The sequence below is a fragment of the Variovorax gracilis genome (genome assembly GCF_030317115.1).
Lineage (GTDB): Bacteria > Pseudomonadota > Gammaproteobacteria > Burkholderiales > Burkholderiaceae_C > Variovorax > Variovorax gracilis.
Genome location: NZ_JASZYF010000038.1, coordinates 1 through 20,692 on the forward strand (window position 1 = coordinate 1; position 20,692 = coordinate 20,692).

At 67.4% G+C, this 20,692-nt stretch carries 23 protein-coding genes; 16 read left to right on the forward strand and 7 right to left on the reverse strand.

Features of this window, described 5'->3' with window-relative positions; translation table 11 throughout:
* Nucleotides 1-158: 158 nt before the first annotated feature.
* Nucleotides 159-1,247 (reverse strand): S1C family serine protease, encoded by a 1,089-nt coding sequence (locus QTH97_RS32805; protein ID WP_286572773.1) that lies wholly within the window; start codon nucleotides 1,245-1,247, stop codon nucleotides 159-161.
* Between the two features lie 85 nt (nucleotides 1,248-1,332).
* A complete protein-coding gene (locus QTH97_RS32810; RefSeq protein WP_286572774.1) occupies nucleotides 1,333-2,283 on the reverse strand; it encodes a DMT family transporter in 951 nt (316 codons plus the stop codon).
* A 515-nt stretch (nucleotides 2,284-2,798) separates the two neighbouring features.
* Between QTH97_RS32810 and QTH97_RS32815 the strand changes: the two genes are divergently transcribed.
* The 5 genes from QTH97_RS32815 (at nucleotide 2,799) to QTH97_RS32835 (ending at nucleotide 5,392) form a co-directional block, all read left to right on the forward strand.
* Entirely contained in the window at nucleotides 2,799-3,047 is a 249-nt protein-coding gene (locus QTH97_RS32815; RefSeq protein WP_286572775.1) for a hypothetical protein, read from the forward strand.
* A gap of 54 nt (nucleotides 3,048-3,101) precedes the next feature.
* Nucleotides 3,102-3,374 (forward strand): translation initiation factor IF-1, encoded by a 273-nt coding sequence (infA, locus tag QTH97_RS32820; RefSeq protein WP_286519699.1) that lies wholly within the window; start codon nucleotides 3,102-3,104, stop codon nucleotides 3,372-3,374.
* 8 nt (nucleotides 3,375-3,382) lie between these two features.
* Nucleotides 3,383-4,777 carry an ATP-dependent RNA helicase DbpA gene (gene dbpA / locus QTH97_RS32825; protein WP_286572776.1) on the forward strand — a complete coding sequence of 465 codons (1,395 nt, stop codon included), beginning with the start codon at nucleotides 3,383-3,385 and terminating at the stop codon, nucleotides 4,775-4,777.
* 34 nt (nucleotides 4,778-4,811) lie between these two features.
* Complete coding sequence (locus QTH97_RS32830) at nucleotides 4,812-4,982, forward strand: hypothetical protein (RefSeq protein ID WP_286572777.1); 171 nt, start codon at nucleotides 4,812-4,814, stop codon at nucleotides 4,980-4,982.
* Nucleotides 4,983-5,068: 86 nt separating this feature from the next.
* Complete coding sequence (locus QTH97_RS32835; protein WP_286572778.1) at nucleotides 5,069-5,392, forward strand: hypothetical protein; 324 nt, start codon at nucleotides 5,069-5,071, stop codon at nucleotides 5,390-5,392.
* 6 nt (nucleotides 5,393-5,398) lie between these two features.
* Here the strand turns inward: QTH97_RS32835 and QTH97_RS32840 are convergent, their stop codons facing one another.
* The gene (locus QTH97_RS32840) at nucleotides 5,399-6,124 is read right to left on the reverse strand and encodes a TetR/AcrR family transcriptional regulator (protein ID WP_286572779.1); all 726 of its coding nucleotides are present in this window, start codon (nucleotides 6,122-6,124) and stop codon (nucleotides 5,399-5,401) included.
* A 95-nt stretch (nucleotides 6,125-6,219) separates the two neighbouring features.
* Here QTH97_RS32840 and QTH97_RS32845 point away from each other — a divergent pair, with 95 nt between their 5' ends.
* The 3 genes from QTH97_RS32845 (at nucleotide 6,220) to QTH97_RS32855 (ending at nucleotide 9,155) form a co-directional block, all read left to right on the forward strand.
* Entirely contained in the window at nucleotides 6,220-7,176 is a 957-nt protein-coding gene (locus QTH97_RS32845; RefSeq protein ID WP_286572780.1) for a VOC family protein, read from the forward strand.
* The gene (locus QTH97_RS32850) at nucleotides 7,173-8,090 is read left to right on the forward strand and encodes a c-type cytochrome (RefSeq protein ID WP_286572781.1); all 918 of its coding nucleotides are present in this window, start codon (nucleotides 7,173-7,175) and stop codon (nucleotides 8,088-8,090) included. Before QTH97_RS32845 ends, QTH97_RS32850 begins: the two co-directional genes overlap by 4 nt.
* Nucleotides 8,091-8,180: 90 nt before the next feature.
* Entirely contained in the window at nucleotides 8,181-9,155 is a 975-nt protein-coding gene (locus tag QTH97_RS32855) for a Bug family tripartite tricarboxylate transporter substrate binding protein (RefSeq protein WP_286572782.1), read from the forward strand.
* Nucleotides 9,156-9,167: 12 nt separating this feature from the next.
* On the opposite strand, the gene QTH97_RS32860 is transcribed toward QTH97_RS32855, so the two are convergent.
* Both QTH97_RS32860 and QTH97_RS32865 read right to left on the reverse strand, forming a co-directional pair.
* Nucleotides 9,168-10,142 (reverse strand): tripartite tricarboxylate transporter substrate-binding protein, encoded by a 975-nt coding sequence (locus QTH97_RS32860; RefSeq protein ID WP_286572783.1) that lies wholly within the window; start codon nucleotides 10,140-10,142, stop codon nucleotides 9,168-9,170.
* A 41-nt stretch (nucleotides 10,143-10,183) separates the two neighbouring features.
* On the reverse strand, nucleotides 10,184-11,389 hold the full coding sequence (locus QTH97_RS32865; RefSeq protein ID WP_286572816.1) for a M20 aminoacylase family protein: 1,206 nt from the start codon (nucleotides 11,387-11,389) through the stop codon (nucleotides 10,184-10,186).
* A gap of 122 nt (nucleotides 11,390-11,511) precedes the next feature.
* Between QTH97_RS32865 and QTH97_RS32870 the strand changes: the two genes are divergently transcribed.
* Nucleotides 11,512-11,697 (forward strand): hypothetical protein, encoded by a 186-nt coding sequence (locus tag QTH97_RS32870; protein WP_286572784.1) that lies wholly within the window; start codon nucleotides 11,512-11,514, stop codon nucleotides 11,695-11,697.
* Nucleotides 11,698-11,733: 36 nt separating this feature from the next.
* Here the strand turns inward: QTH97_RS32870 and QTH97_RS32875 are convergent, their stop codons facing one another.
* Entirely contained in the window at nucleotides 11,734-12,045 is a 312-nt protein-coding gene (locus tag QTH97_RS32875) for a plasmid stabilization protein (RefSeq protein WP_286572785.1), read from the reverse strand.
* A gap of 190 nt (nucleotides 12,046-12,235) precedes the next feature.
* Here QTH97_RS32875 and QTH97_RS32880 point away from each other — a divergent pair, with 190 nt between their 5' ends.
* Nucleotides 12,236-13,012: an SGNH/GDSL hydrolase family protein gene (locus QTH97_RS32880; protein WP_286572786.1), complete on the forward strand. Its 777-nt coding sequence runs from the start codon at nucleotides 12,236-12,238 to the stop codon at nucleotides 13,010-13,012.
* Nucleotides 13,013-13,025: 13 nt separating this feature from the next.
* On the opposite strand, the gene QTH97_RS32885 is transcribed toward QTH97_RS32880, so the two are convergent.
* Nucleotides 13,026-15,308 (reverse strand): helicase C-terminal domain-containing protein, encoded by a 2,283-nt coding sequence (locus QTH97_RS32885; protein WP_286572787.1) that lies wholly within the window; start codon nucleotides 15,306-15,308, stop codon nucleotides 13,026-13,028.
* A gap of 131 nt (nucleotides 15,309-15,439) precedes the next feature.
* Between QTH97_RS32885 and QTH97_RS32890 the strand changes: the two genes are divergently transcribed.
* The 6 genes from QTH97_RS32890 (at nucleotide 15,440) to QTH97_RS32915 (ending at nucleotide 20,685) form a co-directional block, all read left to right on the forward strand.
* Nucleotides 15,440-15,718 (forward strand): DUF2164 domain-containing protein, encoded by a 279-nt coding sequence (locus tag QTH97_RS32890; protein ID WP_286572788.1) that lies wholly within the window; start codon nucleotides 15,440-15,442, stop codon nucleotides 15,716-15,718.
* Nucleotides 15,715-16,986 carry an acyl-CoA thioesterase/bile acid-CoA:amino acid N-acyltransferase family protein gene (locus tag QTH97_RS32895; RefSeq protein ID WP_286572789.1) on the forward strand — a complete coding sequence of 424 codons (1,272 nt, stop codon included), beginning with the start codon at nucleotides 15,715-15,717 and terminating at the stop codon, nucleotides 16,984-16,986. The genes QTH97_RS32890 and QTH97_RS32895 overlap by 4 nt, the downstream gene beginning before the upstream one ends.
* Before the next feature lie 49 nt (nucleotides 16,987-17,035).
* Nucleotides 17,036-17,788, forward strand: a complete 753-nt coding sequence (locus QTH97_RS32900) for a GNAT family N-acetyltransferase (protein WP_286572790.1) — start codon at nucleotides 17,036-17,038, stop codon at nucleotides 17,786-17,788.
* Between the two features lie 387 nt (nucleotides 17,789-18,175).
* Complete coding sequence (locus QTH97_RS32905) at nucleotides 18,176-19,033, forward strand: ABC transporter ATP-binding protein (protein ID WP_286572791.1); 858 nt, start codon at nucleotides 18,176-18,178, stop codon at nucleotides 19,031-19,033.
* Between the two features lie 6 nt (nucleotides 19,034-19,039).
* The gene (locus tag QTH97_RS32910; RefSeq protein WP_286572792.1) at nucleotides 19,040-19,873 is read left to right on the forward strand and encodes an ABC transporter permease; all 834 of its coding nucleotides are present in this window, start codon (nucleotides 19,040-19,042) and stop codon (nucleotides 19,871-19,873) included.
* Nucleotides 19,874-19,878: 5 nt separating this feature from the next.
* Nucleotides 19,879-20,685 carry an ABC transporter permease gene (locus QTH97_RS32915; protein WP_286572793.1) on the forward strand — a complete coding sequence of 269 codons (807 nt, stop codon included), beginning with the start codon at nucleotides 19,879-19,881 and terminating at the stop codon, nucleotides 20,683-20,685.
* Nucleotides 20,686-20,692 lie beyond the last annotated feature (7 nt).

Consider the following 20,692-nt stretch of genomic DNA (forward strand, 5'->3'; position numbering starts at 1 on the left):
AGTCTTTCCTGGATCCAGGCGTGAATCAGTGCGTAGTAGACGAACTCCATGGTGCTCGGGCAGTATCACCATCGCCTCTTGGCGAATGGCCCGAGCAGGGCTTCAATTCGTTCGGAAACTTCGCCGATTGATGGCGTGTTTTCCCGTTTCCGCTCAAGCTAGATCCCCTGCGGCTTCCTCAACGTCTGCATCCGATCCACCGCATGCACCTTGATCTTGCGCACCTCCGACCCCTGCCGCACGGTCAGCTCCACATCCGCGTCGGCGCCCGGCCGCATCCAAAGCTGCTTGTAGAAGGCCTCCAGCGTCGTCACCTGGATGCCGTCGATCTCCAGCACCACGTCGCCGGGTTGCAGGCCCGCTTCGAGCGCCGGTCCGGATCGGTCGACCCGCACGATCTCGATGTGGCCGCCGCGCTCCGACGATGACAGCCCGAGCCATGGCCGCACGCTCGCACGCGTCCGGCCGGTGGACTGCATCTCGGCGAGCACCGGGCGCAGCAGGTCCACGGGCACGAACATGTTGCCGGGCAGGGTGCGCTCCGGCCCCGCGGCTTCCAGCACGAACAGGCTGCCGATGCCGAGCAACTCGCCGTTGGCGTTGAAGAGCGACGCGCCACTGTGATTGGCGACCGGCGGGCTGGTGAAGATCGCCGCCTCGATGTGATATTCCCAATAGCCCGAGAAGGGGCGCGTGCCGACCAGCCGCGTGAAGCCCACCTCCGTGCCGTTGCTGCTGCCGGTCGCGACGAGCAGAGGTTGCCCCGTGTTCAGGCTGGACACACCGGCCAGGGGCACGGGCTCGACACCTCGAAGCGGCACCAGCGGACGCACCAGTCCGAATCCCGTCGCGAGGTCATAGGCCACCTGCCGCGCAGGCAGGACACGCTCATCCTGGGTGACGACCTCGATGGTTTCGGCTTCGAGCAGCAGGTAGCCGATGGTGAGGATGAGCCCGTCGGAGCCGATCACCACGCCCGAACCCGAGCGCCGCTGCCCCAGGCTGTCGGCCGACGTCGCGCCTTCGGTCGCGGTGACGTTGACTGCGACCACCGCATCGCCCGCACGCTTGAGCGCCCGGATCTGCGCGTTGGACGATGCGCTTTCCGGCGCGTTGGTGGCCGGTGCGGCCGGAAGGCTGGAGAAGAGCAGGGCGCTGCCCGCAAGCAGGCCGCCCATCCACCGCACGCGAGCGCATGACCACCAGCCGGTCCACGAAGATCGAACAACTGATCCTTGAACTTGCATGGCCGCGCTCCTCGGAACGATGGTCCCTCATGGTGCGCCCCCGCCGCCGCGCTCGCAAGCCCGCTTCAGCGCGAAGCGGCGCAGCTCATTGCGGCTTCAGGGCCGGTTCGGCGACGGGCGCCTCGTCCCGCGTCACCAGCCAGATCCCGCCGCACACCAGCAGCAGCGCCAGGCCGTTCTTCCACTCCAGGAAACTCTCGTTGAGGAAGAGCGCCGACAGCAGGGTGCCGAAGACCGGCACCATGAAATTGAACACCGCGACCATGCTCACGCGGTTGTACTTGAGCAGGGTGGTCCACAGCGAGAAGGCGGCGGACGACAGAAGCACCAGATAGCCCAGCAGGGCCAGCGCAGCGGGCGTCGGGCTGCCGAGCGTTCCGCCCATGGCGAAGCCGATCACCAGCAGCGCCACGCCGCCGATGGCCAGCTGGTAGCCCGTGAGCACCACCGAGTCGATCCGCTGCGAGAGCTTCTTGCCATAGATGCTGGCCGCGGACAGCACCAGCGCCGCCATCACCACCGAGCCTTCGCCCAGGAGGGTGAAGTCGAACTGCATCACGCCGTTGCCGAAGTTGACCACCATCACGCCGACGAAGCCCACCAGGCAGCCCAGCACCTTGTTGAGGCTGAGCCGGTCGTTGTGATAGATGAAGTGCGCCAGCAGCACGCTGAAGAAGGTGCCGGTGGCGTTCATGATCGAACTCTTGACGCCGGTGGTGTGCGCCAGCCCGAGATAGAAGAAGAGGTACTGCAGGCTGGTCTGCGTCAGGCCCAGCAAGGTGACCTGGCCCAGCGTCCGCCGGTCGAAGGGAAAGACATCCTTCCGACCCAGCGTCGCGACGCCCAGCAGCACCAGTCCTGCGAACAGGAAGCGGTAGCCCGCAAAGACCAGCTGCGAGGGAATGTCGCCCGGCGCGATGTGGAACAGCGCATAGCCGTTCTTGATCGCTGGGTAGGCGCTCCCCCACAGCAGGCAGCAGAGCGACGCGAGAAGAAAAACGACCCTGCGGTCGGTGAAGAAGGCGCGGCTGTTCATGCGCGCGCCCCGAGGTCGCTGTTGTTTTCTTGCCGGCGGAGCGGATCGTTCATTCGTTGTTTCTCCCTGGAATCGCGATTTGCCTGTCGTGTTGTCGTACAACAAACCCGCAATTATCGGAGAAACGATGAGGTTGTATGACAACTCCGGGCGCGCTGAGCGCCGGGGGTGGCGATTCCGACACACTTGCACCGTTGCCCGAGCCGCTGTCACGGGACTGAAATAGCAACTGTCGTGCCAGATCTGTTAGAATCTGGGGTTCGTTTCGATACCACGACGAAGCACTTCGTCACCTCGCCGGCTGGCCTGGAAATTCCAGGCCCTTTCATTTCAAGCCGGCTCATACAGTGTGTTGGAGCGCCAGACCCGGCGCCCATGATTGCCACCACTGCCTTCGTACTTGTTGAAGCGAACAGCGCGCTGTCCGCTCCGGTGGGCGCCTTTTCCGGCCGGCCTGCGCTCGTTTTTTCAAATGTTTTCAGCGCTACGCGGCGTCGCGGAGCGCAAGGCTTTTCATGGACATCATTCAACACAGCATCGCGGTGGGCAAGTACCTTGTCTCACCGCTCATCAAGGATCTGGACGACGGCCGCTTCTCGGCTTCCGTGTCGATCCGTTCCGGTCGCGGCAGCGGCACGCACGACCGCGTCATGCGCTTCACGCCGCGCTTTGGCAGCCATGCCGCCGCGGTGCGCTACGCCGTCGACCAGGGCCTGGGCTGGGTACGCGAGCGCACGGCGCCACACGCGCATTGCCCCGCTTGAACAGTCCCCCCGATTTCCTATCCAATCACGACAACCATTTTCAAAAGGTAATTCATGCCCAAGGAAGAACTGATCGAAATGAACGGCGCAGTGACCGAAGTGCTGCCTGACTCGCGCTACCGCGTGACGCTCGACAACGGCCACCAGCTCATCGCCTACAGCGGCGGCAAGATGCGCAAGCACCACATCCGCATCCTGGCCGGCGACAAGGTGTCGCTGGAGCTGTCGCCCTACGACCTGACCAAGGGCCGCATCACGTTCCGCCACCTGGAACGCCGTGGTCCTCCGCCCGTGAACAGCGGCGGCAACAACTCGCAGCGCCGCTGATCCTCGCAGTGACCGGTCCCGCCACCGACTTCGCCTCGCTGCCGCTTTCGCCACAGACGCTGGCGAACCTGACGCAGCTCGGCTATCTGCAGATGACGCCGATCCAGGCGGCCAGCCTGCCCGTGGCGCTGCTCGGCAAGGACCTCATCGCGCAGGCCAAGACGGGCAGCGGCAAGACCGCGGCCTTTGCGCTGGCGCTGCTGGCCAACCTCAATCCACGGCGCTTCGCGGTGCAGGCCATGGTGCTCTGCCCTACTCGCGAACTCGCCGACCAGGTGACCACGGAAATCCGCCGCCTCGCGCGGGCCGAGGAAAACATCAAGGTCGTCACGCTCTGCGGCGGTGTCGCATTGCGCGGCCAGCTTGCCAGCCTGGAGCACGGCGCGCACATCGTGGTCGGCACGCCGGGCCGCATCATGGACCACCTCGACCGCGGCAGCCTCCAGCTCGAAGCGCTCAACACCCTGGTGCTCGACGAAGCCGACCGCATGCTCGACATGGGCTTCTTCGACGACATCGCCAAGGTCGCGCGGCTGTGTCCCAAGGAACGCCAGACGCTGCTGTTCTCGGCCACCTACCCCGAAGGCATCGCCAAGCTCAGCGCGCAGTTCATGAAGAGCCCGCAGCAGATCACGGTGCAGGCCCAGCATGACGGCGCCAAGATCCGACAGCGCTGGTACGAGGTGAAGGACAGCGAGCGGCTCCACACCGTGAGCCTGCTGCTGAACCACTTCCGCCCGTCCAGCACGCTCGCCTTCTGCAACACCAAGCAGCAGTGCCGCGATCTGGTCCAGGTGCTGCAGTCGCAGGGCTTCAGCGCGCTGGCGCTCTTCGGCGAGCTCGAACAGCGCGAGCGCGACCAGGTGCTGGTGCAGTTCGCCAACCGCAGCTGCTCCGTGCTGGTCGCCACCGACGTGGCGGCGCGCGGGCTCGACATCGCCCAGCTCGAGGCGGTGATCAACGTCGACGTGACGCCCGACCCCGAGATCCACATCCACCGCATCGGCCGCACCGGCCGCGGCGATGCCGAGGGCCTGGCGCTGAGCCTCGCCAGCATGGACGAGATGGGCAGCGTCGGAAAGATCGAGCAGCTGCAAGGCCGCGAATCCGAATGGCACCCCGTCGGCGAACTCGCAGGCGACCCGACCCCCCTGCAGCCGCCGATGGCCACGCTGCAGATCGTCGGCGGCCGCAAGGAGAAGATCCGCGCCGGCGACGTGCTGGGTGCACTGACCGGCGAGGCCGGCTTCACCAAGGAGCAGGTCGGCAAGATCAACGTCAACGAGTTCTCCACTTACGTGGCGGTCGACCGGCGCATCGCGCGCGAGGCCGTGCACAAGCTTTCCACCGGCCGCGTCAAGGGCAAGACCGTCAAAGTGCGGCTGCTCGACGATGTGGCTTAATTACGTCCTTCGATTTCTTTTTACCGAGCTTTCCATGCCCAAGAAAATCCGCACCGAGGCAGACCGCATTGCCACCCCCCGCCCCGTTCCTGTCGCCGGCTACAACGTTCCCAAGACGGGCGGCGGCCAGAAGGTCAGCCTGGAGCGCGGTACCGCGACCCGCAGCAAGAAGAACCCCGGCAAGCGGGCCAAGAAGGGCGGCTGATCGCGCTTCGCGCCTTCATTGAGCCTCGGCTCTCGACAAGACGCGCCTTCGGGCGCGTTTTTCATTTGGACCTTCGCTGCAGCACCATGTCCGACGACTACCAGATCGACATCCCTCCCTCGTTCTTCGCGGTGTTCACCGATGCCAGGCAGCGCCTGAGCGAGCCGATCGGCGTCGTGCGCGAGCGCTACGAAGTCTGCGAGGACCTCGCCAACCATCTGGTGCAGCACGCGCAGATCCTGCACCACGTGGAAGTGCCATCGGAGGACGAGATCCTGCGGCGGATCCTCGCAGGCCTGGAATCGCCTGATGCCGGCGTGTCGGCGGCCGAAGCGCAGTGGATCGTGCGTCGGCTGGCCGAGCTGCTCGGCTGGGCCTGCCCACCGCTCGGCGACCAATCCGTCGCCTGAGCGCGCTCAGGTCGCGGCGCGCTTCGCTTTCTTCACCGGAGCCGCCTTCCTTGCGGATGCTTTCGCCCGCGCAGCCGGCACGGCATCCATGGGCGGGAACGGCGGCAATGCCCGTTGGGCCACCTGCTTCGCGTCGGCCCAATCCATGCCGAGGCCCCGCAGCACGCAGCTCGCCACGTCACGGCCGTGCGATGCGGGAACGCCCCCCAGGGCCACGGTGCGCATCGCCTGCTGCACCGTGCCGTTGATCAGGTCCATGGCCGCCGTCTCGCCGGGAATGCGAAAGGCCTTCTGCTTCACGCCGAGCCGCAGGTCGGCCAGCACGTAGTCGCGGATTTCCAGCACCATCTCCGGCGCCGCGGCCGACACCTCCAGCATCATCCGCGCCCATTCCGGGCTCTGCTCGGCCAGCCAGATGTAGCGCTGTATGCCGATCGCCATACGCTGCGCGCCTTCCGCGACGCCCTGCTGGCTGTCGGTGATGCGGCGGCACAGCGTGTGCGCCAGCAGCAAGGCAACCGCACTGGCCACCTCTTCCTTCGTCTTGAAGTGGTTGTAGACCGTGCCGGTCGTCATGCTCGCGACGCTTGCGATCTCCTGCATCGTCGCATCGGCATAGCCCCGCGTGCTGAACACCCGGATCGCCGCCTGCACGAGCTGCAGCCGGGTGCGCTCGCGCTTCAGCAGGCCGGGCCGCGGCGCCCACACACTTTCGGCCAGGACCTCTGGCAAAAGTGATATTGACCCTGCGCCAAAATTTACGCCATCATTCATTTTTGCACGTACAGTCTATTTTTGGTCAGTCCATCCATTCGAGAGAGTTTGCCATGCGTCCTGATCTCCGCCTCGGCTATCTGGTCTTTGAAGTCCGTCGGCTTCCTCGATGGATGGCGTTCTGCGAGCACATGCTCGGGCTGCCCGCGCCGGTGAGCAATGCGGACGGCAGCCTCGGCTGGCAACTCGACGAGGCCAGCCAACGGCTGATCGCGCAGGAGGGCGGGGCGGACGATCTCGCGGCGCTGGGCCTGGAGTGTTCGAGCGATGACGTGCTCGACCGGCTGGTGCGCACCCTTCGCGCCGCCGGCATCACCGTCGCCGCTGGCGATGCCGCGCTGTGCGCTGCACGCCGGGTGAAGCAGCTGCAACGCTGCGTCGATCCCTGCGGCAATGTCGTGGAACTGTTCACCGGTCTCGCGCCGGCGACCGTGCCTTTCGACTCGGCCGCCTTCCCCGAAGGCTTTCGAACCGGTGACCTCGGGCTGGGCCACGCCGTGCTGGTCGCGCACGACATCGCGGCCATGGAGTCCTTCTACGTCGACCTGCTGGGCTTCGGCGTGACCGAGCGGCTCGCCACGCGCGTCGGCCCCATCGACATCCGCGGCGTGTTCCTGCACTGCAACCAGCGCCATCACTCGCTCGCGCTGTTCGACATGCCGGTGCGCAAGCGCATCCATCACTTCATGCTGCAGGCCGAGCGCCTGTGCGACATCGGCCTGGCTTTCGAGCGCGCCCGGCGCCACAAGGTGCCGCTGAGCCTGGAACTGGGGCAGCACCCCGATCCGGACGGCACCTTCTCCTTCTACGGCGCCACGCCTTCGGGCTTCGATTTCGAGATCGGCGCGGGCACGCAGACCATCGACCCGGCCGGCTGGGAGACCCACCACACCGACGTCACCAGCACCTGGGGCCACAAGCCGAAGCTGCGCCTGCAATTGAAGATGGCCGCAGGCCTGATCGCCCAGAAAGTTTCCGGCGCGCCCCGCGCCACGAAGGAGCTGGCATGACCGCCGCCACCTCGCCCGGCAAACGCTGGCTGAAACGCATCGTCATCGCGCTGGTGGCGCTGCTCGCACTCGCCGCGGCAGCGATCTTCATCGGCGACCAGTTGGCGCGCCAGAAGATGCAGCGCAAGGTCGATGTCGCGGTGAAGGGCGTTCCCTTCCGCGATGACGCGGCTTCGCTGGAACGCGGTCGCTACCTGTTCGCGTCGCGCGGCTGTGTCGACTGCCATGGCGCCAAAGGCGGCGGCGCGGTGTTCGTCGACGACGGCAAGGGCCTGCGCATCGCCGGACCCAACATCAGCCCCGGCAAGGGCAGCGTCGTCGCGGGCTACACGCCGGAGGACTGGGTGCGCTCGATCCGCCACGGCGTCAACCCGAAGGGCCACGCGCTGATGGTCATGCCGAGCGAGGACTACAACCGGCTGACCGACGACGACCTGGCTTCGCTGGTCGCCTACATCCGTCACATGGAGCCCGCGCCGGGCGGAGCCGCCGTGCTCGACCTGTCGCTGCCGATGCGCGCCTTGTACGGCTTCGGGATGATTCAGGATGCCGCCTCGAAGATCGATCACACCCGGCCGCCCGAGCAGCCGGTACCCGATGGCGTGAACGTGACGCATGGTGCCTACGTCGCCAACATGTGCCTGGGCTGCCACGGCGCCAAGCTCAACGGCGGCAAGATCCCTGGCGGCCCGCCGGACTGGCCTGCAGCGGCCAACCTCACGCCAGGCGAGGGCACCGCGATGACGCGCTATGGCGACGCAGAAGCCTTCGCGCAGATGTTCAAGACGGGCAAGCGGCCCGACGGCACGCCGGTGAAGGTCATGCCCTTCGGGTCGCTGGGCGCGATGAGCGACGTGGACGTGCGCGCGCTGTTCCTGTACCTCAAGACCCTGCCGGCGAGTCCGCACGGCTAAGCCGACACGCCGACGCACTTGCCGACGCTGTTGGCAAGGCCAAGGTGCCCTCGCAAAATCCGTCTCCACAACATCCACGGAGACAGATCCATGTTCAACCGCCGTCTGGCCTGCGCTGGCGTACTCGCCCTTTCCGCATCCCTGGCCGCGCCGGCAGCGCTGGCGCAATCCTTCCCCGACAAGACCATCACGGTCATCGTGCCGAACCCGCCGGGCGGCGTGGTCGACTCGTCCGCGCGCCTGGTCGCCGACCCGCTCACCAAGCTCTTCGGCCAGGCCGTGATCATCGACAACCGCGCCGGCGCCAGCGGCAACATCGCCTACCAGATGGTGGCGCGCGCGCCGAAGGACGGCTATACGCTGCTCGCCTCCTACTCGGCCTACCACGTGGGCAACCCAGCGATGTTCCCCAAGCTGCCGTGGGAGCAGAAGGACCTCGTCCCGGTGGCGCTGATCGCCGCGGCCACCAACGTCATCACCGCGCACCCCTCGGTCCCCGCGCAGAACCTCAAGGAGTTCATCGCCTACGTGAAGCAGAACCCCGGCAAGGTGAACTACGCATCGCAGGGCAATGGCTCCCTGTCGCACGTCGGCACCGAGCTGTTCGACCAGACCACTCAGACGGAGATGACGCATGTGCCCTACAAGGGCTCGGGTCCGGCGATCCAGGACGTGCTGAGCGGTCAGGTGCAGGTGTTCATCACGACGCCGCCCTCGGTGATGGGGCACGTGCAGGCCGGCAAGCTCAAGGCCTTCGCGGTCACCAGCAAGACGCGCCATCCGATGCTGCCCGACGTGCCCACGACCGCGGAGGCCGGGTTGCCGGGCTTCGAGCTGGAGGCCTGGGTCGGCCTCTTCGCGCCGGCCGGCACGCCGCCCGAAGTGATCGCCAAGCTCTCCGACGGCGTGAAGAAGGCGCTCGAACTGCCCGAGACGAAGAAGCGCGCCGAGACGCTGGGGATCGAGCCGCGCTACCTGGGCCCGGATGCCCTGGCCGCGCTGGTCAGGAAGGACACCGAGTACTGGGGCAAGGTGATCAAGGCCCGCAACATCAAGGCCGACTGAGCCCGGCCTCGCTCAATCGACCTTGGCGCCGGATGCCTTCACCACCGCACCCATCGCATCCCAGTCGGCGCGCAGCAGCTTCTGGAACTCCTCGGCGCTCTGGCTGCGCGGCTCCACGCCCAGGCGCTTGAAGCGCTCCTGGATCGCCGGGTCGGCCAGCACCTTGTTGGTCGCGGCGTTGAGGCGGTCGATCTCGGCCTTGGGCGTGCCGGCCGGTGCGAGCAGGCCGATCCACGAATCGAAGGCATAGCCCGGCAAGCCGCTCTCGGCGACGGTCGGCAGGTTCGGCAGGAAGGGGCTGCGCTGCTGGCCGGTGGAAGCCAGCAGCTTCATGCGGGGGTCGTTCTGGAAGCCGATCACGCCGATGCTCGACGAGATCACCGCCTGCACCCGTCCCGCGAGCACCTCGTTGACGGCCTCGCCGGTCGACTTGGTCGGGATGTGCGTCATCTGCAGGCCGGCCTTGGCGAGGAAGGAGGCCATCGCCAGGTGCGTGGCGCTGCCGTTGCCCGCCGAGGCGTAGTTGTATTTGCCGGGGTTGGCCTTGACCTCCTTGATGAAGTCGGCCGTGTTCGACACGTTGAGGCCGCTCGCCACCGCGAGCACGTAGCCGGCGTTGCCGATGTTGGCGACGCCTACGAAATCCTTCAGGGGGTCGTAGGGCAGCTTGCTATACAGGAAGCCCGCGATGTGATGGCTGGCCGCCGCCAGCACCAGCGTGTTGCCATCGGCCGGCGCCTTGGCCGCGATGGCCGCGCCCACCGTGCCGCCCGCGCCTGCGCGATTCTCGACGATCACGGCGGCATTGAGCGCCGTGCCCAGCTCGTTGTTGAAGGCGCGCGCGACCGTGTCCTGCACCGCGCCCGTGCCGAAGGGCACGACGATGTGGATCACGCGCTGCTGCGCCAGAACGGGTGCTGCGGCGCCGAGGGCCAGCGCGCCGGCCGCTGCGAGAAGGGCCGAACGTCGGGTGGGGTGAGGGGTCATCGTTGAAAACGCTTTCGGGTCAGGGTGGAGGTGATGGAGATTCAAGCACCGGCGCCGACCGGGAGCCAGCGCTCCACCAGCTTCACGAAGTAGCTGGCACCGATCGGGATGATCTCGTCGTTGAAGTCGAACGAGGTGTTGTGGATGATGCAAGGCCCGGGCCCGTGGCCATCGAGCCGGTGGTCACCGTCGCCATTGCCCAGGAAGGCATAGCAGCCCGGCCGCACCTGCAGCATGTGGGCGAAGTCCTCCGCGCCCATCACGGCCGGGAAGTCGTCGGTGACCATGTCCTCGCCCACCACCTCGCGCATCACGCTGGCGGCGAAGCGCGCCTCGGCCGCATGGTTCACGACCGGCGGCGAGGCGCGGTTGAAGCTGATTTCCGCCGTGCACTCGTGCGCCGCCGCCACGCCCTCGGCGACCGTGCGCAGGCGCGCCTCGATCTTGTCGAGCGCATCGATCGAGAAGGTGCGCACCGTGCCGCCGACCGTCGCCGCATCGGGGATGACATTGGGCGCATCCGAACCCTGCAGCTGCGTGACGGCGAGCAGCGCGCGCTCGGTGCTCGCGATGGTGCGCGGCACGATGGTCTGCAACTGCTGCGCCAGCGTGATGACTGCTGCCACCGGGTCGATGCCGGTGTGCGGCATCGAGGCATGCGTGCCGCGTCCGCGCAGCGTGATCTTGTAGGTGTTGCTCGACGCCATGAGCGCGCCCTCGTTGAGCGCGAAGCGCCCGACTTCCCCCACCGGGAAGTTGTGCAGCGCGAAGACCGCGTCGCACGGAAAGCGGTCGAACAGCCCGTCCTGGATCATCTTCCTGGCCCCGGCCTTGCCCATCTCCTCGGCGGGCTGGAAGATGAAGTGGACCGTCCCGTCGAACTGGCTGCCCTTCTGGGCGAGGTGCCAGGCAGCCGCCAGCAGCATCGTGGTGTGGCCGTCGTGGCCGCAGGCGTGCATGCGCCCGGCGTGCGTGGACTTGTGGGCGAACTCGTTGGCCTCGTGCAGGGGCAAGGCATCCATGTCGGCGCGCAGGCCGATGGTGCGTTTGCTGCTGCCCCGCCTCAGCACGCCGACGAGCCCGGTGCCGGCGATGCCGCGATGGACCTCGATGCCCCATTCCTCCAACAGTTTCGCGACCTTCTCGGAGGTGCGGTGTTCTTCGAAACCCAGTTCTGGATGGGCGTGGATGTCGCGGCGGATGGCGACGAAACGGGTAACGTCCGCGAAGGAATCGGCGAGGTTCATGGCATGGCTGGAGAGAACGAGCCACGGATTCTGACGCAGCGCGGCACCTGCGCGCATGAGTAGTTGGCTCTATCGGCCCCAGGCCCTAGGATGACTCCCATCGCCCCCGATGGAGTTTCGACATGAGCAACGAGCTGCGCAACAAGCTGCACGAGCTGCAGGAGCTATCGAACAACGCCGCCGACCCGCAGACTCGCGCGCTCATCGAGGCGTTGCGGCTGCAGACCGCGATCCTCAACGAGCGCCTGTTCCGCATCGAGCTTCAACTCGGGGAGATGTCCAAGCGCCTCGACTCCGACCCGGCCTGAGCCGCACGCCCGGCAAACCGCGCGACGCCGGCGCGATCAGCCCCGATGCTCGGCGTTGCGCTTGCGGGTGGCGGCGGCCTTCTTCGCCGAAGCCGAGCGCTCGGCCGCACTGCGCGAAGCCGAGGCGGCACCGCCCAGTTTTCCGCCCTTGTGGGCCGGCGCATGGTTCTCGGCCTTGCCACGGCCGGAGCCGCTCTTCTTGCCACCGCCGGTCTCGGCGTTCACCGTGGCCCATGCGCGCCGCTCCGCTTCGGCCTTCGCGACGCCTCGATGCTCGTAGCCCTTTTCGATGTGCTCGGCCTGGCGCTTCTGCTTGCCCGTGTACGACGACTTGTCACCCCTTGGCATGGCGATGCTCCTTCAATCGTTGGATGCTGGGATGCCCATGTTTCGCACCCGGCGTGCGAGGCGGGTAGGAATAGACGGGCGTTGTCCGTCAGTGCACGCTTTCATGGCGCGCATGCTGGCCGTTCGGCCGCTTCCTACAAGCGGTTGAACTCGCTACCTTTACGCTTGGGTCATTCGACGAGGAAAGAGCGTGAAGAAACGCGAGAAGAACATTGCAGCCTTGGCCGGCCTGTCGGTGCTGGCCGGCCTTGCCGCGGCGACCGCCGGCTATGCGGCGCTCCGGCTGCGGCAATCGGCCCGGCTCGCCCGCATGAGCCACCCCTTCGACAAGCTTGCGCGGGCCGAAGGCTCGCGCCTGCTGGTGGTCGGCGACAGCACCGCCAAAGGAACGGGCGCCAGCGCACCGGAGTACAGCGTTCCGGGGCTGTTATGCCGTGCGAATCCGTCGCTCACCGTCGTCAACAGGGGGCAGGACCGCGCGCGCTTCGAGGACTTCCTCTCGCAACTGGATGATGACGAGCGCTTCGATGCCGTACTGATCCTCGGCGGCGGCAACGACGTGCTGCGCATGACGCGCGACGCCGCGCTGCGCGACAGCATCCGGCGCGTGGCGCAGCGTGCGCGGGTGCGCTCCGACCTGGTCGTCTTCCTGCCGCCGGGCAACATCGGCAATGCGCCGTTCTTCTTTCCGCCGTGGAGCTGGTGGATGACCTACCGCTCGCGCAGGCTGCACGCGATCGTCTCGGAAGAGACGCAGGCCAACGGCGCCCTCTATGTGTCGCTCTTCCGTGACCGCGACGACGACCCCTTCGCGCGCCATCCGCAGCGCATGAACGCGCGCGACGGCCTGCATCCGAGCGACGCGGGCTATGAACTCTGGCAGCGCGAGCTGGAGGCGCAGGTGCAGTTGTCGGCCAAGCTCCGCAAGATCGGGCGGACCGCGGCGGCGCGCGGGCCCGCTTTCTGAGGCTGGTTCCTTTCTACCGCTGCGCCGCGAACAGCGGCTGCACGTGCCACCACGCAGGCAGCAGCGCGCGAATCTCCTCCCGCGCAAATCGGTCGTCCAGCAGGTAGAGGACACCCGCGTCGGTCTCCGTGCGAATCACGCGGCCGGCCGCCTGCACCACCTTCTGCAGGCCGGGATACACGTAGGTGTATTCATAGCCGTCGCCGAACAGCGCGTGCATGCGCTCGCGCATGATCTCGTTGGGCTCGTTGTACTGCGGCAGGCCCAGGCTGGCGACGAAGGCGCCGACGAGCCTGTCACCGGGCAGGTCGATGCCCTCGCCGAAGGCACCGCCCAGCACCGCGAAGCCGATGCCCTGTCCGCCCGCGATGAACCGGGCCAGGAAGGCATCGCGATCCGCCTCGCGCATGCCACGCGACTGCGACCACGCCGGGATCTCCGGGTGCCGCTCCGCGAAGGCGGCCGAAGCGCTCGCCAGGTAGTCGAAGCTGCTGAAGAAGGCGAGGTAGTTGCCCGGATGCCCGGCGAACTGGCCCGCGATGATGTCGGTCAACGCCGTCAGCGAACGGTCGCGGTCGCGGAAGCGGGTCGATACGTCCATGGCGACACGCACGGTCAATTGCTCGCTGCGAAAGGGCGAGCCCACGTCGAGCGTGGCCGTGTCTTCCGGCAGGCCCAGCGTGTCGCGATAGAAGGAGAAGGGCGCGAGCGTGCCGGAGAAGCAGGCCGCCGAATTGCAGTCGACGAAGCGGCCCTCCAGGAAGGGCGCTGGCACGAGGTTGCGGATGGCGAGCATCCGTTCGGCGTCATCGCCCACCATGCATTCGAAGACCGAATGCTTGCCGAAGGAATCCGCGAGGCGGCTGAACTGGAGCAGGTCGAAGAAGCATTGCTGCAGCAGGCCGTGGGCATCGTCGGGCCGTGCGGTGAAGTGCTCGGCCATGACGGCAACCACGTCCTGCAGGGCGCGCGTGAAGCGCTCCGGGATCTCGTCGCGCGCCTCGTAGGCGCTGGCCTGGTCGCGCTGCAGCAGCAGCCATTCACGCTGCAGTTGGCCCAGCGCCTTCTTGATGAAGGGCGGCGCCTTGCCGCGCACGGCGTCCACGGCCTGCGCCTCCAGTTGCGCGGAGTACATGCCCCGCGCGCGGTCCAGCAGGTTGTGCGCCTCGTCGACCAGCAGCGCGACGCGCCAGTCCTCCTCCTTCATCAGGCCGAAGAGGAAGGCGCTGCCGTCGAAGTAGTAGTTGTAGTCGCCGACGATCACGTCGCTCCAGCGCACCAGTTCCTGCGCGAGGAAGTACGGGCAGACCTCGTGCGCGAGTGCGATGCTGCGCACGGCTTCACGATCGAGCCAGGCGGCCCGCGCCGCTTCGCTGCGCGCGGCGGGCAGCCGGTCGTAGAAGCCGCGCGCCAACGGACAGGCTTCGCCGTTGCAGGCGCGGCCGGGGTATTCGCAGACCTTTTCGCGCGCGGCGAGTTCGAGCACGCGCAGCGGGGCGCGTTCGCGGTCCATCGTGCGCAAGGCGTTGAGCGCAATCGACCGACCGGAGGTCTTCGCGGTGAGGAAGTAGATCTTGTCCAGCTTGCGCCCGGGCCGTGCCTTGAGCAGCGGGAACAGCGTCGCGACTGTCTTGCCGATGCCCGTCGGCGCCTGCGCCAGCAGGCAGCGTTGCGAGACGGCCGAGCGGTACACCGCCTGCGCCAGATCGCGCTGGCCCGCGCGGAATTCGCCGTGCGGAAAGCTCAGTGCGTCAAGCGCCTCGTCGAGCCCCGCACGATGGGCGGCCTCCTGCTCGGCCCAGGCGAGGAAGCCGCCGCAGAGCCGATCGAAATGCTCGCGCAAGGCCTCGCGCGTGCAGGTCTCTTCGAGCACCACTTCGCGTTCGGTGCCCAAGTCGAGGTAGACGAGCGCCACCTCGGCCTGCTCCAGCGCATCGCGCTCGCACAGCATCCAGGCGTAGGTGCGGGCCTGGGCCCAGTGCAGCGCGCGGTGGTTGGCCTTGATGGCTTCGAAGTCGCCGCGAAAGGTCTTGATTTCCTCGACGCGCCGGCGATGGGTGTCGTAGCCGTCGGCGCGTCCGCGCACGTGCAGTTGCTCGTGCCGCGACGAGAGGGCGATCTCGCTTTCGTACCCTGCGCCCCGGCGTGCCTGCACCAGCCGATGTCCCGCCTGTCCCTCCTGCGCGCTCGGCGCCGGCACGAAGCGCAGGTCGAGGTCGCCCGCCTTCGCGCCGAAGGCGCAGAGCGTCTTGACGGAGACCGTGAACGCTGGGGATGGAGAAGTGGCGGCGGCCATGAGCCTGGCTGGATGAACGTGGGCGATGTCCTTGGCTCCGGCGCATCGGGGCACTGGATGGACGTACACATGTTAGCGGTGCCGCAGGGGCCACGCTACAGTCCGGCACGCAGACATGGAGGAGGGTCGCCATGACCATCGAGCTGAGCAAGGAAGCGCGGAAGGAAGCCATCGCCTCCATCGAGAGGTACTTCCGCGAAAACATGGAGGAGCCCATCGGCAACATCGCCGCGGGCGCGCTCCTCGGCTTCTTCCTGGAAGAAGTCGGCCCGGTCATCTACAACCGCGCCGTCGCTGAAGTACAGGAGCGGCTCCAGGCCAGGATTTCGGAGCTGGACATCGACGTCCACGAGGAGGAGTTCCAGTACTGGCGCAAGTACGAGCGCAAGGGAGGGTCACGGCGCTCATGAAGTTCGACACGCTGCCCGACACCTGCCTCGTCGACGAGACCCTTGCGATTCGTGTCCTGGAGATTCGCGCCGGCGCGCGAATCACCTTGAAGCTCTGGAGCAGCTTCAATGATGTCGTTCTCCTCTCCAGCGCGACCTTCACCGCCGATGCCGGCGGGGTCGTGGACCTCGGCCGCCAGGCACCCGATTCGGGCTCCTACCAGGACGTGGATGCGATGGGACTCTTCTGGTCCCGCGCACCCGTGCAGGGCGAGGTCGCCACCGGCTTCGAGGGCATGAGCAAGGACCCCTTCACTGCAACGCTCACTGCCGAGGCGGAAGACGGCACACCACCGATCTCCCACGCCATCCGTCGCGTCTTCCTCGGACCGGCCGCGGTCTCGCGCGAGGTCAGGGTCGATGGGCTCGTCGGCCGGATGTTCGAACCGGCATACCCCGGTCCGCATCGCGCAGTGCTCGTGGTCGGAGGCTCCAACGGAGGATTGGGCTGGTCGCAGGAAATGGCGGCCCTGCTGGCCTCCCGCGGGTACGCAGCGCTTGCGCTGGCGTACTTCGCCGCCGAGGGCCTGCCCTCGACGCTCGACCGCATTCCGCTGGAGTACTTCGGGACGGCGCTGGAATGGATGTCCGCCCAACCCGGTGTCGCAGCGAAGCACCTGGCGGTCGTGGGCGTCTCGCGAGGCGGCGAGCTGGCATTGCTGCTCGGTGCGACCTATCCCAGCATTCGGGCAGTTGTCGCCTATGTCCCGAGCGGCATCGCGTGGCCGGCCTATCCGCCGAGCGGCCACGGCGCGTGGACGCTGAACGGAAAAGAGATTCCCTATGCGAAGACGCTGACCCATGAGCAATGGGACGAGGCATTGGCCGGCGGAAGCGCCCGAGCGGACAGCTTCGACTGGTACCTCATTCCGCTGAAGGACGCCGGGTATGCGGACGCGGCTTCCATTCCGGTCGAGAAGATCAACGGACCTGTCCTCATGATCACCGGCACCGACGACAAGTTGTGGCCGTCGACCGATCTGACGGAGTTCGCGGTACGCCGCTTCAGGCAGCAGGGCTTTTCCCATCGTGTCGAGCATCTGAAATACGCGAACGCCGGTCACAGCATTGCCTGGCCCAACGGGCCGACGACGATGTTGAAGTCCAGGCATCCCGTTTCCGGGGAAGACATGGACATGGGCGGAACGCCCGAAGGGACGGCTCACGCCCGTCGGGACTCCTGGCCCCGCATGCTGGCGTTCCTCCGGCAAGCGCTCGCCGACGGCTGAGCGCATGGGTCTCCGGCCGTGGAGAATGTCCCGCCGATTGAGCTTGCCCATGACCCGCCTCGACCTCACTGCCGTCCGCGCCCTTGAAGAACGCAGCTTCAACGCGTGGCCCGCGCTGCAGACCGTCCTCTTCAATGGCTGGCTGTTTCGCCTGGCCGGCGGCTACACCAAGCGGGCCAACTCGGTCAATGCGGCAGAGCCTGGCGCATCCTTCAAGGGCGTGCGCGACGCGGCCGAAGCGTTCTATGGGCGCCATGGCCTTCCGGCCGTGTTCCGCCTTTCTCCGCTGGCGCCGCCCGAGGCGGACAGGACATTGGCGGACGCGGGCTATGCGCTCTTCGACCCGACGCAGGTAGCCTGCGCGTCGCTCGCGGCCGCGGCGCGGCATCCTTCCGTGAGCATTTCCACCGAGCCGTCGCCCGCATGGCTGGAAGGCATCACCGCCGCCAGCGGCGTGAACTCCCGGCAGGATGGCTTGCACCGCGCAATGGTTCGCTCCATCGCGTTGCCTTGCGCCTTCGCCACCCTGCATGAACAGGGTGGAGCGATCGGCTTCGGGCTGGCCGTGCTGGACCGTGGCGTGGTGGGCTTGTACGACATCGTGGTGGAGCCGGCCCGGCGCGGGCGCGGACACGGTCGTGCGCTGACGTGCGCGCTGATGGATTGGGGCCGCGAAGAGGGGGCGAGTTCTGCCTACCTTCAGGTGCGCGAGCAGAACGAAGCGGCACGGCGCTTGTACGCGGGGCTGGGGTTTGAAGATTCCTACCGCTATCACTACCGGGTGCCGGGCTGGCATGGCTGAACTTCGCCACGAAGTACGCAAGGGCGATCCGGCAGCTCCGAGCGCATCTTGACCGGCCCGTCAAGTGAGTTACCGCTCGCACCTCGCTGTGGAAAAGAAAATAGGCCGGGCACCAACATGGCGTGCTGCGTTGCACGGTCCCGACGCACACAAAGCGTGCCGCTCCCAATGGAAAAAGGGGTTTGTGCACCGCACCAAAATGCGAAAGTCAAGGCATTGTTTTCCCCTCGACCGGTGCATGACTCTGTGGATAACTAAGTGGGCATCTCGCCGAAGCCGCATTCCGCTTGGCTTTCATTGCGGTGCTCATCGAACGAGCAACGCGCACCCCGGCGTCCTGCGGCGCCGACAAGGGCGCTTCGTGTAGCATTCGCCCCCCTCCGCACCATGCCCCACATCGTCGTAGACCATCTGCGCAAGACCTACCGCATCCACGAGCGCGACCCGGGCGTGATCGGCGCATTGCGCGCACTGGTTCGGCCGCGCCACCGCACGGTCGATGCGCTGGCCGGTGTGTCGTTCGAACTTCAGCGCGGCGAGTTGCTGGGCTTCATCGGTCCGAACGGCGCAGGCAAGTCGACCACCATCAAGATCCTTGCGGGGATCCTGCGGCCCGACGGTGGCCGCGTCGAGATCGATGGACGCGATCCCTTCGAAGATCGCGAGCGGCACGTGGCGCGCATCGGCGTCGTGTTCGGCCAGCGCACGCAACTCTGGTGGGACCTGCCGGTGGGCGACGGCTTCGCACTGCTGCGCGATATCTACCGCGTCGACCCGATGCGCTTCGCCCGCACGCGCGACGAACTGGTGGCACTGCTGCGCCTGGAACGCCTGCTGGACCAGCCCGTGCGCCAGCTCTCGCTGGGCCAGCGCATGCGCGCCGAGATCGCCGCCGCGTTGCTGCACGAGCCCGACATCCTTTTCCTCGACGAACCGACGATCGGCCTCGACGCGCCCTCCAAGCTCGCGGTGCGCGATTTCGTTCGCCGCGCCAACCGCGAACGCGGCACCACCGTGCTGCTGACGACGCACGACATGCACGACGTCGAGGCGCTGGCCGAGCGGGTGATCGTGATCGGCCATGGCCGCGTGCTGGCCGACAGCCCGGTCGAAGCGCTGCGCGCTCAGGTCATTGCCGCGCGCCGCCTGCATGACGGCCTGCCCGAAGACGCCGAGGACGAGGGCATGACCATCGAGGCCGTCATCGCGCGCTTCTACGCGATGCACGGCGCGGCCGAAGCCTGACCAACCATGGCGCCGCGGGAATTCGCTCGCCCCTATGTGGCTGCCTTCGCGTCGCGCTTCCTCCAAATGCTGCAGTACCGGGCGGCGGCCTATGCCGGCTTTGCCACGCAGTGCTGGTGGGGCGGCATCAAGGTCATGGTGCTGGCTGCGTTCTATGCCGGCGCGGCGGCGGGCACGCCGATGTCGCTCGAGCAGGCGATCACGTACACATGGCTCGCACAAGGCCTGCTGGCGCTGCTGCCATGGCTCGGCGACCCCGAGGTGGCACAGGCGGTGCGCACGGGCGCCGTCGCATACGACCGGTTGCGGCCGGTCGATGCCTACGCGCTGTGGTTCGCGCGCTCCGCCGGCTGGATCGCCGCGCGCGTGCTGCCCCGCGTGGCGCTGATGCTGGCGTTTGCGGGCGCCGTGCTGCCCTTGCTCGGGCTCCGCGAGTGGGCGTGGCAGCCGCCGGCCGGGGTCGCCGCGGGCGTGGGCTTCGCTGCGTCGGCGCTGCTCGCGCTGCTGCTGTCGACCTCGCTCGTGATGCTGCTCAACATCGCGGCGGCATCGGCGCTCAACGAGCGAGGCATCAACGCGCTGGCCGGGCCGATCGTCATCGTGTTTTCGGGCAACCTGCTGCCGCTGGTGCTGCTGCCCGACGCGTGGCAGACGGGGTTGTTGCTGCAACCGTTGGCCGGCGTGATGGACATCCCGGCGCGCATCTATTTCGGGCAGCTCGACGGCGCCCGTGCCGTCGCGGGTCTCGGCCTGCAATGCGTGTGGATCGTGCTGCTCGTGGCTTTCGGCCATGCAGCCATGGGGCGAACGATGCGCCGGCTCGAAGTGCAGGGCGGTTGAGGGGAATGGGCTCGCTCGCGTTGTTCGCCCGCCTCGTGATGGCCTCGCTCGGCAGCCAGGCGCGCTACCCGGCCTCGGCGCTGATGCTCACCGTCGGCCAGTTCCTCGGCACGGGCATCGAGGTGATCGCGGTCTGGGCACTCTTCCACCGGTTCGGCGGCGAGGTGCAGGGCTGGCGCATCGGCGAGATCGCGCTGTTCTACGGGCTGGTGAACTGCATGTTCGCCATCGCCGATGCCCTGGGGCGCGGCTTCGATGTGCTGGGCACGGAATTCCTGCGCACCGGCGCGTTCGACCGGTTGCTGCTGCGGCCCCGCCCACTGGCGCTGCAATTGATGGGTCACGATTTCCGCATCAGCCGTCTCGGGCGATGGATGCAGGGGCTGCTGGTGCTGGCCTTCGCCACGGCGCAGGCGGATATCGCGTGGACACCGGCGTCGATCGCCGTCGCGCTGTTTGCGCTCGCGGGCGGCGTCGCGCTGTTCCTCGGCATCCTCGTGCTGCAAGGCACGCTGTCGTTCTGGACCGTCGAGAGCCTCGAGATCGCCAATGTGCTGACCTATGGTGGCGTGCAGGCGGCGCAGTATCCGCTGGCGCTGTACGCGCGATGGTTCCGGCTGATGATGACTTTCGCCGTGCCTCTGGCCTGCGTCGCCTACTACCCGGTACTGTCGATACTGGGCAAGGCCGATCCCCTCGGTGCGCCCGCGTGGGTGGGATGGGTGTCGCCGCTCGCGGGCTTCGTGTTTCTCGCGGCCGCCTTCGGCGCATGGCGCGTCGGGCTGCGCCGCTACGCCTCGACCGGCAGTTGACGAGGGC